This window comes from uncultured Chitinophaga sp. (genome assembly GCF_937898475.1).
In the GTDB taxonomy this organism is placed as follows: Bacteria; Bacteroidota; Bacteroidia; order Chitinophagales; family Chitinophagaceae; genus Chitinophaga.
The window spans coordinates 523,391-541,172 of the sequence record NZ_CALEJS010000015.1; the positions used below are offsets into that span (position 1 = coordinate 523,391).

Annotated in this window: 20 protein-coding genes and 1 riboswitch; of the genes, 6 read left to right on the forward strand and 14 right to left on the reverse strand. The window is 49.2% G+C overall.

All coding sequences use genetic code 11. The features are described from left to right. The first annotated feature begins 16 nt into the window (after positions 1 to 16). Positions 17 to 1,759, forward strand: a complete 1,743-nt coding sequence (locus Q0577_RS08930) for an alpha-L-arabinofuranosidase (RefSeq protein ID WP_298735038.1) — start codon at positions 17 to 19, stop codon at positions 1,757 to 1,759. A gap of 71 nt (positions 1,760 to 1,830) precedes the next feature. Here the strand turns inward: Q0577_RS08930 and Q0577_RS08935 are convergent, their stop codons facing one another. Genes Q0577_RS08935 through Q0577_RS08945 form a run of 3 tightly spaced genes read right to left on the reverse strand, consistent with a single transcriptional unit; the run spans position 1,831 to position 3,815 of the window. Beyond that, positions 1,831 to 2,091, reverse strand: coding sequence for an Ada metal-binding domain-containing protein (locus Q0577_RS08935; RefSeq protein ID WP_298735041.1), 261 nt, complete (start codon positions 2,089 to 2,091; stop codon positions 1,831 to 1,833). Continuing rightward, positions 2,091 to 2,804 (reverse strand): 2OG-Fe(II) oxygenase, encoded by a 714-nt coding sequence (locus Q0577_RS08940; protein ID WP_298735042.1) that lies wholly within the window; start codon positions 2,802 to 2,804, stop codon positions 2,091 to 2,093. Before Q0577_RS08940 ends, Q0577_RS08935 begins: the two co-directional genes overlap by 1 nt. Positions 2,805 to 2,864: 60 nt before the next feature. After that, positions 2,865 to 3,815, reverse strand: coding sequence for an ABC transporter ATP-binding protein (locus Q0577_RS08945; RefSeq protein WP_298735045.1), 951 nt, complete (start codon positions 3,813 to 3,815; stop codon positions 2,865 to 2,867). A 121-nt stretch (positions 3,816 to 3,936) separates the two neighbouring features. On the opposite strand from Q0577_RS08945, the gene Q0577_RS08950 reads away from it, so the two are divergent. After that, positions 3,937 to 4,194: a hypothetical protein gene (locus Q0577_RS08950; protein WP_298735048.1), complete on the forward strand. Its 258-nt coding sequence runs from the start codon at positions 3,937 to 3,939 to the stop codon at positions 4,192 to 4,194. Here the strand turns inward: Q0577_RS08950 and Q0577_RS08955 are convergent, their stop codons facing one another. Further along, positions 4,195 to 4,893: a uracil-DNA glycosylase family protein gene (locus Q0577_RS08955; RefSeq protein WP_298735051.1), complete on the reverse strand. Its 699-nt coding sequence runs from the start codon at positions 4,891 to 4,893 to the stop codon at positions 4,195 to 4,197. A 63-nt stretch (positions 4,894 to 4,956) separates the two neighbouring features. On the opposite strand from Q0577_RS08955, the gene Q0577_RS08960 reads away from it, so the two are divergent. Next, positions 4,957 to 5,505, forward strand: a complete 549-nt coding sequence (locus tag Q0577_RS08960) for a hypothetical protein (RefSeq protein ID WP_298735054.1) — start codon at positions 4,957 to 4,959, stop codon at positions 5,503 to 5,505. Between the two features lie 62 nt (positions 5,506 to 5,567). After that, positions 5,568 to 5,771 (forward strand): cold-shock protein, encoded by a 204-nt coding sequence (locus Q0577_RS08965; protein WP_145716217.1) that lies wholly within the window; start codon positions 5,568 to 5,570, stop codon positions 5,769 to 5,771. Between the two features lie 69 nt (positions 5,772 to 5,840). Here the strand turns inward: Q0577_RS08965 and Q0577_RS08970 are convergent, their stop codons facing one another. The 7 genes from Q0577_RS08970 to Q0577_RS09000 form a co-directional block, all read right to left on the reverse strand. Next, entirely contained in the window at positions 5,841 to 8,507 is a 2,667-nt protein-coding gene (locus Q0577_RS08970; protein WP_298735068.1) for a cation-transporting P-type ATPase, read from the reverse strand. 24 nt (positions 8,508 to 8,531) lie between these two features. Continuing rightward, positions 8,532 to 9,230 (reverse strand): hypothetical protein, encoded by a 699-nt coding sequence (locus tag Q0577_RS08975; RefSeq protein ID WP_298735070.1) that lies wholly within the window; start codon positions 9,228 to 9,230, stop codon positions 8,532 to 8,534. 43 nt (positions 9,231 to 9,273) lie between these two features. Then, complete coding sequence (locus Q0577_RS08980) at positions 9,274 to 9,855, reverse strand: carboxypeptidase-like regulatory domain-containing protein (RefSeq protein ID WP_366884152.1); 582 nt, start codon at positions 9,853 to 9,855, stop codon at positions 9,274 to 9,276. Positions 9,856 to 10,004: 149 nt separating this feature from the next. Further along, a complete protein-coding gene (locus tag Q0577_RS08985) occupies positions 10,005 to 10,514 on the reverse strand; it encodes a YdcF family protein (RefSeq protein ID WP_298735073.1) in 510 nt (169 codons plus the stop codon). 204 nt (positions 10,515 to 10,718) lie between these two features. Then, on the reverse strand, positions 10,719 to 11,444 hold the full coding sequence (locus Q0577_RS08990) for a LytTR family DNA-binding domain-containing protein (RefSeq protein WP_298735076.1): 726 nt from the start codon (positions 11,442 to 11,444) through the stop codon (positions 10,719 to 10,721). Beyond that, the gene (locus Q0577_RS08995) at positions 11,441 to 12,415 is read right to left on the reverse strand and encodes a histidine kinase (RefSeq protein WP_298735079.1); all 975 of its coding nucleotides are present in this window, start codon (positions 12,413 to 12,415) and stop codon (positions 11,441 to 11,443) included. The genes Q0577_RS08990 and Q0577_RS08995 overlap by 4 nt, the downstream gene beginning before the upstream one ends. A 237-nt stretch (positions 12,416 to 12,652) precedes the next feature. After that, positions 12,653 to 13,177, reverse strand: coding sequence for a hypothetical protein (locus tag Q0577_RS09000; RefSeq protein WP_298735082.1), 525 nt, complete (start codon positions 13,175 to 13,177; stop codon positions 12,653 to 12,655). A gap of 145 nt (positions 13,178 to 13,322) precedes the next feature. On the opposite strand from Q0577_RS09000, the gene Q0577_RS09005 reads away from it, so the two are divergent. Next, complete coding sequence (locus Q0577_RS09005; RefSeq protein WP_298735084.1) at positions 13,323 to 14,276, forward strand: hypothetical protein; 954 nt, start codon at positions 13,323 to 13,325, stop codon at positions 14,274 to 14,276. Between the two features lie 68 nt (positions 14,277 to 14,344). After that, entirely contained in the window at positions 14,345 to 15,418 is a 1,074-nt protein-coding gene (locus Q0577_RS09010; protein ID WP_298735086.1) for a glycosyl hydrolase, read from the forward strand. On the opposite strand, the gene Q0577_RS09015 is transcribed toward Q0577_RS09010, so the two are convergent. The 3 genes from Q0577_RS09015 to Q0577_RS09025 all read right to left on the reverse strand — a co-directional run bounded on the left by Q0577_RS09015 (position 15,419) and on the right by Q0577_RS09025 (position 17,499). Next, positions 15,419 to 15,871: a polymer-forming cytoskeletal protein gene (locus tag Q0577_RS09015; protein ID WP_298735087.1), complete on the reverse strand. Its 453-nt coding sequence runs from the start codon at positions 15,869 to 15,871 to the stop codon at positions 15,419 to 15,421. It abuts the gene before it with no gap. Continuing rightward, complete coding sequence (locus Q0577_RS09020; protein ID WP_298735088.1) at positions 15,871 to 16,941, reverse strand: ParM/StbA family protein; 1,071 nt, start codon at positions 16,939 to 16,941, stop codon at positions 15,871 to 15,873. The genes Q0577_RS09015 and Q0577_RS09020 overlap by 1 nt, the downstream gene beginning before the upstream one ends. 156 nt (positions 16,942 to 17,097) lie before the next feature. Then, positions 17,098 to 17,499: a DUF6496 domain-containing protein gene (locus Q0577_RS09025; protein WP_298735091.1), complete on the reverse strand. Its 402-nt coding sequence runs from the start codon at positions 17,497 to 17,499 to the stop codon at positions 17,098 to 17,100. An 89-nt stretch (positions 17,500 to 17,588) separates the two neighbouring features. After that, positions 17,589 to 17,686, forward strand: a riboswitch (TPP riboswitch). Positions 17,687 to 17,782 lie beyond the last annotated feature (96 nt).

Sequence of the window (17,782 nt, forward strand, 5' to 3'; positions counted from 1 at the left end):
CACAAAACAGTGGTCAATGAAAAAAATAACAGGAGTCTGGTTGTCATGCATGGTATTCGCACTCGCAACAGCTTGCAGCAAAAGAAAACCCGACAAATATTCGGGTGATGACAGCGGGAAAGATACTACAGGCGTCGTGGTCACCAAACCTGCAGATCCGCAGACGGCGCCCGGTATTGGCTTTTTCCTGGAAGGGTGGAAGGAGAAGAAGTTTACGGCGCCGGCTGCCACTGAAGCAGCCGCGCCAACTTCTGCCGCATACACCGTTACCATAGATGCGTCCACGGTAGTAACAAAAATATCCCCGGCGCTGTTCGGCAACAACAGCAACCTGTATATGAGCCAGATGGTGACGGAGCCCGTATTGCTGCAGCATATCACCAACCTGCACCCTGGCATCATCCGGTTTCCGGGCGGGAACCTGAGCAGCGTGTACTTCTGGGATGCCGCTCCCGGCAATCCCCCGGCAGATGCGCCGGCACAGCTCAAAGACGCCAACGGGAACAATATCGATCCCGGTTATTGGTGGGGAAATAATACGGCCGGCTGGACTTTGTCGCTGGACAACTATTACAGCATGCTGCAGCAAACCGGCAGTGAAGGCATCATTATCGTGAACTATGGCTACGCCAGGTATGGTACAGGAACAGACCCGGTGGCAGCTGCAGCACATCTGGCTGCAGATTGGGTACGCTATGATAAGGGGCGTACCCGCTACTGGGAGATCGGCAATGAAAGCAACGGTACCTGGCAGGCGGGGTATCGCATTGATGTGTCACAGAATAAAGACGGGCAGCCGATGATCATCAGCGGCGACCTGTACGGACGTCACTTCCGGGTATTTGCTGATTCTATGCGTAAAGCTGCCAGTGAGACCGGGAAGATCATCTACATTGGCGCACAGCTGCTGGAGCATGAACCGGCTTCCTGGGCCACGCCTACGGATAAGGAATGGAACAATGGCGTATTAAAACAGGCCGGCAGTGTAGCCGATTATTTCATAGTACACAGTTATTATACGCCTTACAATACCAATTCCAATCCGCCGGAAATACTGGCGTCTGCGGCAACAGTGACCAGGAACATCGCCGATTATGTGGCGGCTTCTGCTGCTGCTGCAGGCGTTGCTATGAAACCGGTGGCACTGACAGAGTGGAACATCTTTGCGGTAGGTTCGCAGCAGATGGTATCACAGGTGGCCGGCATGCATGCTGTGATGGTGTTGGGAGAGCTAATGAAGAACAAATTTGGGATGGCCAGCCGCTGGGATCTTGCCAATGCCTGGGAGAATGGTAATGATCACGGCCTCTTCAGCCAGGGAGAGTCAGCTTCGGGGGAAGTCAGGTGGACACCGCGGCCTGCGTTTTATTACCTATACTTCTTCAGCAGGTTCCTGGGCGACCGTTATGTAAATGCAAGTGTATCCGACAGTAATTTGAACATTAACGCGTATGCCTCTACGTTCAGCTCAGGGGAGGTATCTGTTACACTGGTGAACAAAGGCACTACTGCCCGTAACGTACAGCTGGCGTTTAAAAACTTCCATCCCGGTAAAAGGTTCTATTGGTATGTATTAACGGGAGGAGACGGAGGCGCCGGCTTTTCGCGCAAAGTATCCGTGAATGGCAGCGGGCCATCCGGCACAGCCGGCGGACCCGCTGATTATACTATGTTAAAGGCTTACACGGCGGATACCCAGGCGGGCATCCGGGTCACCTTGCCGCCGATGTCTGTAGTGTTTATGGTTGTAGATAAATGATGAGCCCTGTGTAGATAGCGAAATGGGGTGCTCTTCCGGGCGCCCCTTTTTTTGGTCTATAACGGACGCTGTTAAGCATTCATTTTCCACTCCTGATAAGCCGCCGGCATGCAATGGCCGCAGGGCCGGTAACCTGCATGTATGGCTTCCGTTGCTGTTGCAAAGAAGACGCGGTTCTCCGCTTTCATCTGCTTACCGGAGCTGCAGGAAAGGCGGCCATAGATTTTTAGTTTTCTATGCCCGCCAAGTGTAATACGCCGCTGACGAATGAGCGAATGAAGTATACGCTGGCGGAGGAGAGGATGGCCGCTCAGTTCAGTATGGCGTATCATCAGCTTAATGCATCGTGAAAAATAATTCCCAGGGTGTACCGGTGCCCGGTATGCACAGGGCTTACACCGTGTTTCATATTTACACGGTAATAACCTTTTGCACCTTTGGCGGGCCGGAAATTAGTGGTGAACAACAGCATATCGCCCCGGCGAGGCTGCAGCACGATCGCTTTGGATTGTGCGCGGGGTATCTGCTCCGTCAGTACAAATTCTCCCCCCGTATAGTCATCCCCGGGATCACTCAGGAACAATACCAGCTGCATCGGGAAATAGATATCGCCGTAAAGATCCTGGTGCAGGGTGTTAAAGCCGCCTTCACCATACCGGAGGATCAGCACGGTGGGATGTACCTGGCCGTGATCGTGGCAAAGTTGCTTCAATACATCATGTGTGGCAGGAAAGCGCTGTTCGGTATTCAGCACCTCCATCCATTTGCCGGCGATGGGTGCAATGTGGGGATAGACGGTCTGCCGGATATCATTGATCAATGAAGGCAGGGGATAGCTGAAATACTTGTATTCTCCGGCGCCGAAGCGGTAGCGCTCCATGGAGATGGTTTTGCGGTATAGCTGTTTGTCATGATAGGAGCGGATCAGGTCCGCGCATTCGGTGGTGGTAAGTATGTTACTGATAACAGCGTATCCCTGCCGGTGCATATGTTCCCCCACCTGTTCCCAGTCTTTTTCCTGCAGGCGTTCGATGATACTTTTCATATGTGCGCTTTAGCGCCACAAAATTACAGGGGGCCGGTCTGCAGGGGAACCCGGATCTTGCTATAGGTACCAGATGTGCTCGGGAAGTACGGCAACATTCACGGTATCGCCTTTCTTCAGGCTGGTGGATAACTGTCTTACAGTGATCTTATTTTTTTTGGCAGGCTGTATTTCAATATCGTAGTAGCCGCCCCAGAAAGAAACAGATTGCACCTGGCCGCTGAAGGCGCCGGGTGTATTACCGTTGATGATAAAATGTTCCGGCCGGATGAAGAGGGATTTGCCATCACCTGCAGAGGGAATAAGGTTGTATTTACCCAGCAATCCGGCGGCATATTCATTTACGGGGTGATTGTACACTTCTTCGGGAGCGCCCTGCTGAATGATCTCGCCGTTCCTCATCAGGAACACGGTATCTGCCCATGAGAGAATATCCTGCGGATCGTGGGAGACGAGCATACAGGTAATCTCCAGCTTTTCACCGATGTCGTTGATCACCGTCTTCAGTGTTTGCTTGTGGATCATGTCAAGGTTAGAGTAGGGTTCATCCAGCAACAAAAGACGGGGAGCAGTGGTAAGCAGGCGTGCCAGCGCAATACGCTGCTTCTCTCCACCGGAAAGCTGATCGGTCCGTCGCTGAAGTAAGTGATCAATCTGGCAGATCCTGTAAATATTCTGAGCTTCCTCATCGGTAAGCATATTGGCATAGGAGAGTATTTCATCCACCCGGTAATTATGCCGCAGTTCAAAGTACTGGGAGAGATACGCCACACCGGGATGCCCCGGTATGAGCACCTGGAGCGGACCTTTTACTTTCTGTTCTTCAAAAAACACTTGTCCGCTATCTGGCTGCGCCAGCCCGCTGATCATTTTCAGCAGCGTACTTTTACCTGAACCTGTTTCTCCCGCAATGGCGATGTGCTGAAAGCGTTGTTGTTCGAAGCTGATATCCTTCAGTATAAAAGCTCCATCCTGCTGTTTGCTGATCGCTGATACCTTTAATAAACTCATATGCGTGTGCCCAGGCTGTTTTTGAATGGGGCTAAAATTATAGAATTTTTACTATTTACAATGGGTTAACGATTTATCTGCCTGAATCCCGTTAATTTCCTGCACCAAACCTTGATTTGCTATGGACTTCATGATCACCCATTACCAGATCTCACCATTGGTGCACGGAATAAGAAAGTGCAGGTTTATCTATGCATTGGATGATGGAACCATTACTGTAGTATGTGTGAACGGGCGCAAAAAGATGCAGGACTTTCTCATCAGGTCCGGCGCCATCGAATTGCCTGAAGGTGACAGTATCTATGAAATGGCGAATGAACTACGGCGGATGCTGGGCCATCAGCCGGAAAATATCCCGGAAACAGCCGCTGAGGAATGATTATGGTTTATTGGCTGCAAATGCCTCCAGGTACTTATCTACATACACCTGCTTGGTTTTAAGCTTATACTGCATGACAAAACGGGGATGCTCCAGCGGAATGATCTGTTCAAAAAAATGTTCCCGTTCATTGAGCCCCTGCAGAAATGCCACGTTCTTACCGGTTCCCATACAATAACACACCTTTCTGCTGATACCGAAATCCAGCTGTTGGCGGATACTGTTGACGATCAGTTCGTATACCGCTGCAGTTAGTTCTTTGCTGTCATAATAATTATAGTTTACCACCTTGCCATTGGCAGTATCAGCCGTGAATCCCAGCGGACAAACAGAAGAGATGTAAAAATCTCCATAGAAGGCTTTCACACCTCCGTAAGCATGGATCACATCGTACACGAAAACGGAAGAAGGCTCGTGTGTTTTGAAGCCTTCGATATGGATGCCGCATTCATCCGCAAGGCGTTTGGTGTCACTGAACGGAACGCCTGTAGCGCCGGAACCTAAACGGCCGGGGTTGATGCCCATGATCAGCTGGCGGCCTGCTGTATCGTCATAAAATTTTTTGTAGAACTGTTGCATGACGTCCATAATATGGGCCTGTTCCCTGAAAGGGTTCATGATCCGTATACCAGGCGGCAGCTTTCCTTCAAAGTGCAGGCTTTTATTGAATTGAATCACATGGTCGGCAAATGTGCGCATACTGTTGATGGGTTTGTTCCAAAAATAAACTATTATCTTGCCACATAATAAAATGAAAACCGTATGGAAGAGGAATTAATTGCAGGCGTGGGGTCCCGTGTACAACATTCCCGCTATGGCCCCGGCGTTATTATAGGCGTTAAATATGCCCAGTACCTTGTAACCTTTATGAACAGCGGAATTACAGAGATTGACAAGGATGATCCCCTGTTCGAGGTGCTGCATGCAGCGCATAAGAGTGCAGAGCTCGAAACCATATCACAGGTGGAAACCTCCCTGCTGAAGATCCTGCGTTTGTGGGGTAATATTACGGAGGTGGTACCCATGGGAGAGCGTTGGATAAAGGGCACCATGATCCTGAAACCCTCTGATCCCAACCTGAAACCCAAGGAAGTGCCGCTGGATGTGTTCTTTCACAAGATCGTGATGGTGCGCGACCGCCTGCGTGTACTGGAGCAGCAGATCAATGCGCACAAGGTGCTGAATGATGAAGAAAAGATCAATTTACAGCAATATATCACCCGGATCTATGGATCGCTGACCACATTTAACGTGCTGTTCAGGGAGAAGGAACACTGGTTTACAGGAGAGAAAGGCAGTAAAGAAGATTAAAGATTTGGTTTATTGGTATGATAAGCTTACCTTGCAACCTTACTTTATTTAATTTTTTACAAATGAACACAAAATTTCAAGGAACCGTGAAGTTCTTCAACGAGACAAAAGGCTTTGGCTTCATTAAGCATGATGAATCCAATAAAGAGACTTTTGTACATGTAAACGGACTCATTCACGAGATCCAGGCTGACGACAGAGTTGAATTTGAGCTGCAGGAAGGCAGAAAAGGTATGAATGCTGTTAATGTTAGACGCATAGATTAAGCTTCTTTTAAATACCTAGTTAGAGGTCCCGGTGTTACCGGGACCTTTTTTTATTTCGTGCTGTTAACCTCAGAGGATCAGTTTAAGCCGCTTCAATACCTGGATCAGCACCATGCTGGCAAAGCTGAAAGCGGCTACCAGGTACCAGTCTTCCCCGCTCATATTACGCACATGCAGCACCTCCGAGAATAGGGGGATAAAAAACACGAGCACGGTAATGCCGGCGCTGATACCCAAAGCGATCCACACGAATTTATTCCGGAAGATCTCGTTATTGAACAGGGGTTCATGTGCAGAAGACATGTTCAGTACATGCAGCAGCTGGGAAAAGATCAGTGTGAAAAAGAGGATATTATTGGCCGCTTCAGGGTTTTCAATATCCATCCCGGTAAGGGCTGCGGCCAAAGCGGACGTCGCAATAACGGCGCTATAGCTCCAGATGGCCAGCCACCTCTTCCGGCTGATGATGGGCTGGGCGGGATCGTTGGGCGGTCTCTTCATCACGTCTGCATCGCCTTCTGTTACGCCTAATGCCAGGGCGGGCAATACGTCTGTGATCAGGTTGATGAACAGGATCTGCAGCGCGATCAGCTGGAAGGGCAGATTGAAGGCCGCCGCAATACCGATCACCAGCAGTTCACTGAGATTGCAGGAGAGCAGAAAGGTGATGAAATTGCGAATATTTTCAAAGATCACACGTCCCTGTTCTACCGCGTTGACGATGGAGGAAAAGGCATCATCCTTCAGCACCATGTCGGCCACTTCCTGGGACACCTGTGTGCCACGAATACCCATTGCGATGCCTATATCAGACTTCTTAAGTGCAGGGGCGTCATTCACGCCATCGCCTGTCATAGCCACGATATGACCCTTTTCCTGCAGTACACTGACCAGGTCCAGTTTCTGGCGGGGATCTACACGGGCAAAAACGGCTGCATCAATCCAGCGTTCCTTTTGCTCTTTTGTAAGAGCTTCGTACTTTTCCATTTCCCGGCCATTGATAACCGTTGTGTCACCATCCTCGCTGATCCCCAGCTGTGCTGCAATATTCCGGGCAGTGGCAGGGTGGTCTCCGGTAAGCATGGTTATCTTGATGCGGGCGCTCCTGCACTCCGCTATCACCTGTTTTACATCTGCCCTGGGGGGATCCAGGAATCCAATGAGGCCCAGGAACACCAGGTCCTGCATGAATTGGTCTGTTACCTGGTCCTGTTCTTTCATGGCAAAAGACAATGCCTTGAGCCCTTTCCCGGCCAGCTCTTCCGTACGTTGCAGCCAGCGCTTTTTTTCTTTATCGTCCAGTGCTTTTATCTCTCCGCTGTCCAGCACGTGTGTACAATAATCCAGCAGGGCCTCTGCCGCACCTTTGGCTGTCGCGAAGTAAGTATTGTCCTTTTTATGCAGCGTGCCCATCACCTTTGTTTCCGAATTAAAGGGCGCTTCTTTTTCCTTTGGGTACTTGTTGCGGTATTCGTCCGGATTGGTGTCAGTTTCCCATGCAAATTTAAGCAGGCTTACCTCCAGCGGGTCACCGCTTTCCTTCCAGCCGTCATCTTTCTTTTCCAGGGAGGCATTATTGCATAAGACGGCTACTTCCAGCAGCAGCTGGTAATTCTTACCTGATTTCACCTCCTGCGGCATGTTGCCGGTTAGTTGCGCTCCTTTACCGCCTTTTTCCAGTAGCTGGTCCGGCGGCATTACGATAGCGGCCACCTCCAGGCTGTTCTCCGTAAGTGTACCGGTCTTATCCGTACAGATCACCGTAGTAGCGCCCAGGGTTTCCACTGCAGACAGGCGTTTAACAATTACTTGCTGTCTGGCCATGCGCAGCATACCGCGGGCCAGCGCCAGCGTGGCCACAATAGGCAGCCCTTCCGGAATGGCAGCTACCGCCAGTGCAATGGAGGTTGACAGCATTTGCAGTATGTCTACCTTATTGAGCACCCCAGCCAGGAAAATCACGATCACTATCACAACGGTGATGCCCATAAGACGACGGCTGAAGCCTTCCAGCTTTTTCTCCAGGGGAGTTGCACTGGTGGAAGCGCTTTGCACCATGGAGGCGATATTTCCCAGTTCTGTTTCCATTCCGGTGGCAGTGCAGATGGCGTGTGCGTTCCCATTGCTGACAAAAGTGCCTTTGTACAGCATATTGGTCCGTTCCGCCAGGGGCGTTTCCTCTTTAATAACCTGTGCACTTTTTTCTACAGGCACAGATTCACCGGTGAGGGCAGATTCGTTTACCTGTAGCTGGGTGGCCTTCACAATGCGGGCGTCTGCTGCCACCACATCACCGGCTTCCAGAAACAGCAGGTCGCCGGGCACAATCTCTTCCACCGGTACTTCAGCAACCTTTCCATTGCGGATCACACGTGCTTTTAACTTTGTCATCTGCCGCAGGGCCTGCATGGAATTCTCTGCCTGGTATTCCATGAAGAAGCCAACAGCTGCATTGACGATAATCACCAGCAGGATGGCGATTGCATCGGCCCATTCTTTAAAGAAGGCAGACAAGGCTGCTGCCGCCAGCAGCAGGTATACTACCGCACTTTTAAACTGGTGCAGAAAAATAAGCCAGGGAGAGATGCGGCGGGTGCTTGCTATTTCATTCCTTCCATACTCTTCCAGCCTTTTAGCCGCATCTTCGGAGGCAAGGCCCTTATCCGGATCTGATCTCAGCTCACTGACTACTTCGCTGATATCCTGTTGATAACCGGGCGTTTTTGTGGTTGCCATACCATCAAAAATACAAGCATCATGCTAGAACTGAACACGGTATAGCAGATCGGGAAAGAAACCTACCCGGTATGCCTGTCCCACAGCATTTTTAGCAGTATTGTACCGTTGCATCAGCACATTCTGATTGTTGGTGATATTCTGGAAATCTATGTACAGCGTATGCGACAATTTCCGCCGTGCGCTGTTCAGGCGCAGGCCAAAGCGGGTATCCAGCCGGAAATAGTTGGAAAGCCGTTCACTGTTATAGCGGCTTTCATCCAGTTTCTCCTCATCCGCGGCCAGAGAAGCCGCCAGGTCTGCCGGTGTATAATAGCGCCCGCCGGAGAATGCCGCTTTTATATCCACCGTAAAGGCATTACGGCCATTGCGGCCAACCTTCCATTCCCGGCCGCCAAGTACATTAAACACCGCACGGTTATTAAAGGCAGTGTTCCTTTCTATGCCGTCGCTGCCTTTATAGCGGGCATCAAAGATGGAGGCGGTGGTCAGCAGATAGGTGCCTTTGCCGAAGAACTTTTCCAGGGTAAGTTCTATGCCACGGTTGCTGCCGGTTCCCTCGTTCACAAGATCTGTTTTTTCGGGAAAACCAAAGGTTGCACCCACGTTCAGCATGGAAAAGCCGCTGGGCGTACGCTCTACCGGTACGTCGTACAGGTATTGATAATAGGCTTCTGCCTTCAGTCGCCAGCTGGGAGCAAAGCGCCAGTCGTAGCCCAGCACATAATGCTGTGCTTTTGTAAAACCGAGCTCCCGGTTGGATCGGTCAATGCCCTGACCATCCGCAGCGGTTCTTCATAGGGATCGGGATACCCTCCATTCGCCAAAGTATGGCCGTGGGCGCATTGCCCCGCACTACGATGTCGTTGCGGGAATCATCTGTGGTGGCAACACCGGCAAAATTGCTAACCAAACGGGAAGGATCGTTCCTTCCGCCGGAGCAGCGCATTACTTCCTCCATGCTGAAAGAGCGGGAGCTGACACTTGCAAATTCATTGCTGGCCGCACCTTTGTTGATCTTCTGCGCACTGATTGTTACATCTTCCAGTGCGCTGATACTTTCTTCCATAGAGACGTCGAGCACTACTTCCTTACCGAAACTGACCAATACTTCCGGTATAAGGATTGGTTTGTAACCGAGGTATTGAAAACCGATCTGTTGCCTGCCAACCGGCACATTGTGCAGCACATAATGTCCGGTGGAATCAGTGAGAGCTGCCACCTGTGTGCCGGGTACCATAACAGTGGCATGAACAAGCGGTCGTTCAGAAGCTTTGTCCTTAACAGTGCCTTTTACGGTTTGCAGATGGCGTTGCCCGGACGCGCTGGCGGCAATGCTGAGAGCAATAGAAACAAAAAAAAACTCTTTGCATGGCTAGGTTGATATTGGTTGCCTCAAAATTGCAAAGCCACAAAGGGGATTAAAAACGAAGTATATGTATGAGGCGAATATTGCGATGTGTGGGCCGGTTTCATAGATCACTGCAGTTGGAGATGCTACACTTTTATTCCATTGGTCAGCAAATTTTGGATGGCTGTTGTTTCATGTTTTATTAATGCCTGCAATTCTTCCAGGCGCAGCGTGTAGCTGGGAGCTGCAATGAAGCGTAAGGGCACCATATTCTGGTAAACATCACAGAAAATAAGGCCTGCCCGTTGCAGATGAAATTCGGAAGTAATGATCGTAACCCGGGCCGGACGTAGTATGTTAACCAGGGGCCTGGAAAAGGTGGCGTCTTCAAGGGTATTGCTGCTTACTACGCTGTCGAGTATTTTATGAGGTGGAATGCCTTTGCCGGTGAGGTATTGCCGGGCATACCAGGCATGAGGCTTATCGGTGGTATTGAAGTGTGGACCATAGCCACCGGTGAGCAGGATATAAGACGCTTCCCGCTGGTAAACGGAAAAGCACGTTTCCAGGCGGCTGATGGCAATGTCACTTAAAAGCCCTTCGGGCGAATTGGGTGCTCCTAAGACGATCAGGATGCTGGTATTGTTGCCGGACATGATCAAAGAAATCTAACGTTATAAAAACAGAGGGTCAACAGCCGAATGTCGACCCTGGTTTTCAGTGATTCTACATCTTAATAAACCTACAACTGGTCTTAAGTCCTGTTGCGGCTCAAAATTGCAACATACAGGAGGGCAATGAAAATGAAGTATGCGTATACCCTTTATGTTGCGATGGATGGCCACAATCTGTAGATGAACTCATTTAATATTTTGCGGACCTATGATCGTGAACAGCTGATCCCGGTGAGAATCACTGACAGGGATGATATGACGGCCTATAAAAATGCGGTTCTTCCGGATGGCGGCAATCTTATCTACCGCTACGATATATGACTTATGTACCCTGACAAACCGGCCCGGCGGAAGCCGGTCTGCCAATACTTTGATGGCCAGCCTGGCTATCAGTGGTTTTTCTTCATTGCAGCAATAGATCTTGATATAATCTCGCCAGCCTTCAATGTGACTGATGTCGCTAATCACTACTTTTACCAGGTTATATTCAACATTCACAAAAAAGTAGTCTGCCTGCACGGTTTCAGCAGCCGCAGCGGGCGCCGGTGTTTGCTTAAGCGCCAGGTATTCTGCAGCTTTGTTCACAGCTCTCATAAACCGTTCAAAGGGAACCGGCTTGATCAGATAGTCCAGCACATCCAGCTCAAAGCCTTCCAGCGCATATTTCTTATATGCGGTAATGAAGATCACCATGGGCCGGTTAGGCAGGCTTTGCAGGAACTGGGTACCTGTAAGCCCCGGCATTTGTATATCCAGGAACAGGAGGTCTACCGGTTCCTTCTGCATGGTGGCGATGGCTTCAAAGGCATTGCTGCAGCGGCCTACCAGCTGCAGGAACGGTACCTGCCTGATATTATCTTCCAGCAGGTCAAGTGAGAGCAGTTCATCATCCACTGCAAGACATCTGATCATTGTAATTGGATTTTTAAAGAAGCATTAAACCAATGTCCTTTCTTTTCTGCCAGTATTTCATGTCGCCCCGGGTACAACAATTTCAGTCTGCGTACCAGGTTGTTAAGCCCGATACCGGCCACCTTATCCTTAACCTCCCGGGTATACAGGTTGTATTTATTACGCACTTCCAGCGATACGCAGTTTCCATCTATGTTCAATGTAATATTGATCTCCGGGTCCTCTATCAGCCCGATTCCGTGTTTGAATGCGTTCTCTATCAATGGTATCAGCAGCATCGGCTCAATAAAACGCTCTTCCGGCGGACATTGCATGCTGGTTACTATCTGTACCTGATGACCGAAACGCAATGTCTGCAGGTCAATATAGCTTTGCAGATAAGTGATCTCTTTGCTGAGACTCACCTTCTCCTGGTCTGATTCATACAGCATGTAATGCATGAGATTGGAAAGCTCTATGAGCGCCGGCTCCAGTTTGTCTGAACGTTTGCGTGCCAGGGCAACCATGCTGTTAAGCGTGTTGAACATAAAATGCGGGCTTACCTGGGAGCGGAGAAAGGATAGCTCCGTTTTAAGCTCTTCCTGCTGCAGGCGCTGATCGCGGATCATCTTCTCAATATAGGCATAACCGGTGCCCGCCCCAATGATCATCAGACTTGCAAAGAACTTAATGATGATGACATTGGACAATGCACGGGGAGTCTCCCCGGGAAACCAAAGCTCCAGTGGTACTTGGAGCAGCAAAATACCGGCGCATACTGTCAGTATCCTCCAGAGATATGCCCAGGCTTGCCCTTTGAGTAAAAAACGGGGAAAAAAATAATATACATTGAGATAGAAAGCCCCTATCTGTATCAGGGTAAAAGTGATCCGGGCAGGGTTGAAATAGTCAGGCTGCATTTCGTTTTTAGCAGGCAATATCACCAGGGGGATGCCCAGCGCTAAGATAAGCACCAGCAGATGCCATAACATGTAACTCAGTTTCTTCGGCGGCATAATAACCTAAAATTAAAGGTTTCTATGCCTTAAACCAGTGAGTAAGGCGAAAATGGCTATTGTTGCGGCCACCAGACCGCTTTTATAGACAACTTCCCATGATAGTTTACATAATGGCCTGTATTTTGTGCATGCTACACAGCTTACTAACCTGTATAATTAGAAGTGTCCTGTTCCAATTGGATCAGGACACTTCTGTTTTATGCAGCAGCGTTATTTATTGATAGCGATGATACGGTATTCCTTATTTTCTGTAACACTGAACCAGATGGCGCCATTGCCGATCATCGCACCCTGGTAATTACGGAAGATCCTGTCTAGCCGTTGCTGCTCCACAATAGTTTTCAGCTCTTTATCAAAGATCTTCTCATAATTGTTCTTAAACTGTTCAGGCGTTTTGTATCCTTTGATCGGGAACCGGATATAAGCGGCAATACTGTCTGCATTATCGCTTTTCACCCATTCCTTGAACAGTATAAGAAAGCGTTTAAAACCCGCAGGATCGTCAAAGCCGGCATCTTTCCAGTCAGAAGGCCTGCTGCCGTCCTCGAAAAGCGTATCCTGTGCCGTGATCGCTGCCTGCAGGTCATCTTCCGAAGATCGGGGTGTTCCAATGGCAGCTACCGTATCCGGTATCAAAGAGTCTATAACTTTTCCGCTTTCCTGCGGACTTGGGGCAGACTGGCAGGAGAAGGTCAGCAGGATCAGTGTCCATACACCGGTATTGCCTATACGCATAACTTACTGGTTTTTATTACAAATGCGAAAATAGCAGCAATAATTATACAAATGAAGTGTTAAAAGGTTTTAAAATGCTGTCTACTGAAATCCGGTTGCATGGTATTTGTCGTTATTTAGGCATTACTAAAATGGACAAGAAAAAATGCAAACTGTTACTATCCCTTTACTGTATTGCCCATTTTCACCAGCCATTCACCCGCAGGTAAAAGAGGTTGCCAACCACACAGACGCATGGGTCGCGTCGTTCAACCTGTATAGCGGCGCTGCCTACCGGCAATACCAGGACGATAATTTTGCCTGGCTGACCGCTCGTTTTTACCCCGAAGCGCAGCTGGAACAGCTGATGACCGCCAATGATTTCATTGTACTCTTATTTGCACTGCGTGATCTGCTCACAGACCGCCAGGCGGAGATATGCCAGTCAGACTTTATAGCACATTTCCTTGCCGTCACACAGGATCGCGGCAAGCCGCCAGACATGGATACCACTCCGCTACTGGCGGCGTGGGCCAGTTTGTGGCCCAGGCTTAAACAGCTGGGCCCTGCCGGTTGGGCAGCACAATTTACACCGCGTCTCAGCGCATTGCTGCAGGCTGCCATACCTGCATCCGTTAGTAAAACAAGCCGGCTGTCTACCCTGGCGGGGTATATGGAAACACGTCCCTGCCTGGCGGGTACATCTGTCAGTACGGGTATAATCCCGGTAATAGAAAATATCAGACTGCCGGACGAGGTACTGCAACACCCGGCGTTGAAGGAACTTGAACAATTGTCGCACAAGCTCTTATGCTGGTCTGACGATTTATTTTCTTTTGGTAAGGAGCGGGCTAAAGGCAATGATTACAACCTGGTAAGCGTGCTGCAGCAGGAGCGGATGCTTACCCTGGATGAAGCCCTGCTGTGCGCTGCTGCTATTTATAATACAGATATGCGCCGCTTTATAATGCTGTCCGCACAATTACCCGGCTTTGATGAAGCAACAGACCAGGCGGTGGCAAGATATGTGGATGCCCTGCGCAGACATATCCGGGGTAATATAGATTGGAGCGAGAAAGATTCCATGCGCCATAGTTTTGTGTATGGTCGTACCTGGTGAGCCTGAAGATTCATGATCAGGAACTTGTAGGTTTAACTTAACTTCAAACCATAAACATCAAACCGGTCATGATACGATTGTTTATTGCGTTACTTCTGCTTACAGGAACATTGTCCGCCCAGTATAGCGGACCGGCTGATATGCAGGCTACTGCGGAGACCCAACAGCTCTACCAGCGCCTGCGTGCTTTGATGCAACGGGGTATAATGTTTGGTCACCAGGACGATATGGCCTACGGTATCGGGTGGAAGTATGAGCACGACAGGTCTGATGTGAAGGATGTTTGTGGCGACTGGCCGGCAGTATTTGGCTGGGACCTTGGCCACCTGGAAACGGGCAGGCCGGTAAACCTGGACAGCGTGCCGTTTGACAGCCTGCGGTCATACATCAGGGCAGTACATGAAAGAGGTGGCGTAAACAGCATCAGCTGGCATGGTAACAACCCCGTAAGCGGCGGTTCGGCCTGGGATACATCGCTGGCGGTAGCGGCCATCCTGCCCGGAGGCAGTAGTTATGCCGTTTATACCGCCTGGCTGGACCGGCTCGCAGATTTTATGCATTCGCTGAAAACAGCTGATGGGATCAGCATACCTGTTATCTTCCGTCCCTTTCATGAGCATACGGGCAGCTGGTTCTGGTGGGGGCAACGCCAATGCAGTACCACCGAGTTCAGAACACTGTGGCAATTTACAGTCAATTACCTGACAACAGTAAAGCAGGTACACAACCTTTTATATGCCTACTCAGCGGCTGATTTTGATGATGACGGCGGGTATATGGAGCGTTACCCCGGTGATGCCTTTGTAGATGTGATAGGTTTTGATCTCTTTCATTCCGGCAGCGCCGAACAATACCTGCGGCTGCTGCGGCAACGTTTAGAGGTACTTGAAGCAGTGGCGGCTATCAACCATAAGATACCGGCGCTCACTGAAACAGGACAGGAACGGGTATCGGCAGCTGACTGGTGGACGCAGATCCTGCTGCCCGCATTGCGGCCTTTCCGGCTTTCCTATGTACTGGTATGGCGTAACGGGAGGCCTGATCATTATTATGCTCCTTATCCGGGGCAGGTTAGCGGGAATGATTTTAAGAAATTCAGGGCGGACGAAAGAACGCTTTTCCTTCAGGATCTGAACCAATGATTAGAACCAGCTGGCTACTTCTTCATCTGGAGGTGCGTCTTTCACGGGTATTGCGGCATCGTCTTCTTCTGTTTTTTCCGGCTCGGGCCCCCGACGTGCTGCAAGGCTCTTACGGATGGCGCCTTCTATTACTGCGCCTTCCTTTACCTCCAGTATAAGCGCGTTTACATCGCCTTTGATATAAGCTACATTACTGATCACCGCTTTATTAGTGATATAGATATCACCGTAAATCTTTCCATAGGTTACAAGGTCCGTTGCATATACGTTGCCCTTTATGTTTGCCTGCGGGCCAATGACCAGCAGGCCTTCCGTTTTCACATCTCCTTTTACGTTGCCATCAATACGCCCTGGAATAGTGGCCTCAATGTTTCCTTGCACCACTACCTGACGGGGTAATAGAAATCTGCCCTTTCCCAGGGCATTGCGAAAAAGATCCGTTATTGTATTCATTATTGATTAACAGCGGCAGTAGCGCCAGGTAAATTTACTTTTTCCTCATCAAAGATAGAAATGATAGACGAAGCATTACCAAGGTCGACGCCGACACTTCGCTGAGGCTTATCATCGGAAATACGCAGAGAGTTATACAGGTAACCGATGCTGATAAGGTTTTCAGGCGAGGGGGCTACTTCCACGGGTATAAAATCCCGGAATTCCTCTACAAAAGCATCCGTTAATTCACGGTAATGTGCACCGCCACCCATGAGGTAGATCTTTTGGCACTGCTCGAAATCCAGGTCGGTGAAATAGTTGCGCAGCAGGGGAGATACTACCTCCTTGTAATATTGGGTGAGCACTTCCTTGCGTACGTCTTTAAGATCTATCCTTTTGCGGTTGGTAAAAATGGAGCCCTTCATAAATGCGTCATCCAGCTGGTGCTCATTTTTCATATCCAGGTAGTATTTCTTATTCAACTCCCTGGCCAGGTTGTTAATGGCATATTTAATGCCGTGGGAGCTGAAGCAGGTACGGTTGATGAGGCCATCGCCTGTAGCCATTCCGCCTTCAATAGTGCCAAAGCCGAAGCTCACCGCAATAAAATTATCCAGGTTAGGGTCGCCAATGGTTTTCTTCAGACCAATGATCCCACCTACGATCTCGGGGATGATCTCAAACTTTTCAATATCAAGCATGGCCTTTTTGACAGCACCTTTGGTATTGAAAGTCTGGGTATCATATTCTATCAGGAAATGCCGCTTTGCCAGGAACTGTTCTGCGGCCTGTTTATAAATATTATAGGTAGAAAAAGGAAATCCCATGGTGATGGACATTGGCTGCTGTACTTTGTCCGCCACATTGATCATGGCTGATTTAAACAGGATATCATAATCATCTTCCATTGGCGCGGCGTTGGTGATACGGCCAGGGTTGATACCGCCGCGTTTGGCCAGGTTACCAACTATATACCAGTTCTCATCCTTTTTAACTTTTATACCGTTGAGCAGATCTTTGGAAGAATTTTCCGTATTGCCGAATGCAGTTTCAAAAACACTAGGGAAGTTAATAGTCGACGGTTTCATTGGAAGTCCTTTATAAAATAAAAATATTAAATGTATAGAATAATGTACCCTTTGGGCATACAAGATATTAAATATCTTGATTATTAATAACTTCCCCTATTAAAATTTTATAAAGTGCTGTATTTGCTGAATGGTAAAACCCCTATCAGGATAAACTCACGCATGCGCTGCTGCTTTCTTGCGCGTAGTACGCTTACGGCTGGACGCATTGCTGGTAGCGCCTTTCCTGGATGCAGCCTTTTTAGTGGTGGCGCTTTTTCTTGTAGTTGCCGCTTTCTTCCGGGTGCTGCCGGTTTTCTTCTTCGTACCTGCTTTTTTAGCTGCTGCCTTCTTCCTGGGAGCCGCTTTCTTCCGGGTGGTCTTCCTGGAACCCGCGGAGTCTTTAGAGGGCGGTGGTACCTTGGCGCCTTTCTCCCTTGCTTCTGATAGTCCGATGGCAATGGCCTGCTTGCGGCTGGTTACTTTCTTACCGCTGCGACCACTGCGTAATTTGCCTTTTTTCTGCTTGTGCATAGCTTCTTCTACTGTGTCCTGTGACTTTTTTGAATAACGTGCCATATGTCAATGTTTTATGAAGGAAGTTCCAAAAAAGGGACCAAATACATTTGTTCTGGCACGAACTTGGCGGGTATATTATTGAACGTTTCTTTTACTTAAAGGGGTGGCTGTTGAAAGACAGTCTGAGAACAAACCCAATGAACCTGAACTGGACAATGCCAGCGTAGGAAATAAGCAAAAGAGACTCAAGGGTCCTGATAAGTAAAATTATCGGGATCCTTTTTTTATATCATTTCTTTGGGAAATGGTGTGTATTGAACACCACATTCCGCGTACTTAATTC

Coding starts and splice junctions, on each gene's coding strand:
- Q0577_RS08930 (WP_298735038.1), top strand. CDS start 17: ATGAAAAAAATAACAGGAGTCTGGTTGTCATGCATGGTATTCGCACTC.
- Q0577_RS08935 (WP_298735041.1), bottom strand. CDS start 2,091: ATGATACGCCATACTGAACTGAGCGGCCATCCTCTCCTCCGCCAGCGT.
- Q0577_RS08940 (WP_298735042.1), bottom strand. CDS start 2,804: ATGAAAAGTATCATCGAACGCCTGCAGGAAAAAGACTGGGAACAGGTG.
- Q0577_RS08945 (WP_298735045.1), bottom strand. CDS start 3,815: ATGAGTTTATTAAAGGTATCAGCGATCAGCAAACAGCAGGATGGAGCT.
- Q0577_RS08950 (WP_298735048.1), top strand. CDS start 3,937: ATGGACTTCATGATCACCCATTACCAGATCTCACCATTGGTGCACGGA.
- Q0577_RS08955 (WP_298735051.1), bottom strand. CDS start 4,893: ATGCGCACATTTGCCGACCATGTGATTCAATTCAATAAAAGCCTGCAC.
- Q0577_RS08960 (WP_298735054.1), top strand. CDS start 4,957: ATGGAAGAGGAATTAATTGCAGGCGTGGGGTCCCGTGTACAACATTCC.
- Q0577_RS08965 (WP_145716217.1), top strand. CDS start 5,568: ATGAACACAAAATTTCAAGGAACCGTGAAGTTCTTCAACGAGACAAAA.
- Q0577_RS08970 (WP_298735068.1), bottom strand. CDS start 8,507: ATGGCAACCACAAAAACGCCCGGTTATCAACAGGATATCAGCGAAGTA.
- Q0577_RS08985 (WP_298735073.1), bottom strand. CDS start 10,514: ATGTCCGGCAACAATACCAGCATCCTGATCGTCTTAGGAGCACCCAAT.
- Q0577_RS08990 (WP_298735076.1), bottom strand. CDS start 11,444: ATGATCAGATGTCTTGCAGTGGATGATGAACTGCTCTCACTTGACCTG.
- Q0577_RS08995 (WP_298735079.1), bottom strand. CDS start 12,415: ATGTTATGGCATCTGCTGGTGCTTATCTTAGCGCTGGGCATCCCCCTG.
- Q0577_RS09000 (WP_298735082.1), bottom strand. CDS start 13,177: ATGCGTATAGGCAATACCGGTGTATGGACACTGATCCTGCTGACCTTC.
- Q0577_RS09005 (WP_298735084.1), top strand. CDS start 13,323: ATGCAAACTGTTACTATCCCTTTACTGTATTGCCCATTTTCACCAGCC.
- Q0577_RS09010 (WP_298735086.1), top strand. CDS start 14,345: ATGATACGATTGTTTATTGCGTTACTTCTGCTTACAGGAACATTGTCC.
- Q0577_RS09015 (WP_298735087.1), bottom strand. CDS start 15,871: ATGAATACAATAACGGATCTTTTTCGCAATGCCCTGGGAAAGGGCAGA.
- Q0577_RS09020 (WP_298735088.1), bottom strand. CDS start 16,941: ATGAAACCGTCGACTATTAACTTCCCTAGTGTTTTTGAAACTGCATTC.
- Q0577_RS09025 (WP_298735091.1), bottom strand. CDS start 17,499: ATGGCACGTTATTCAAAAAAGTCACAGGACACAGTAGAAGAAGCTATG.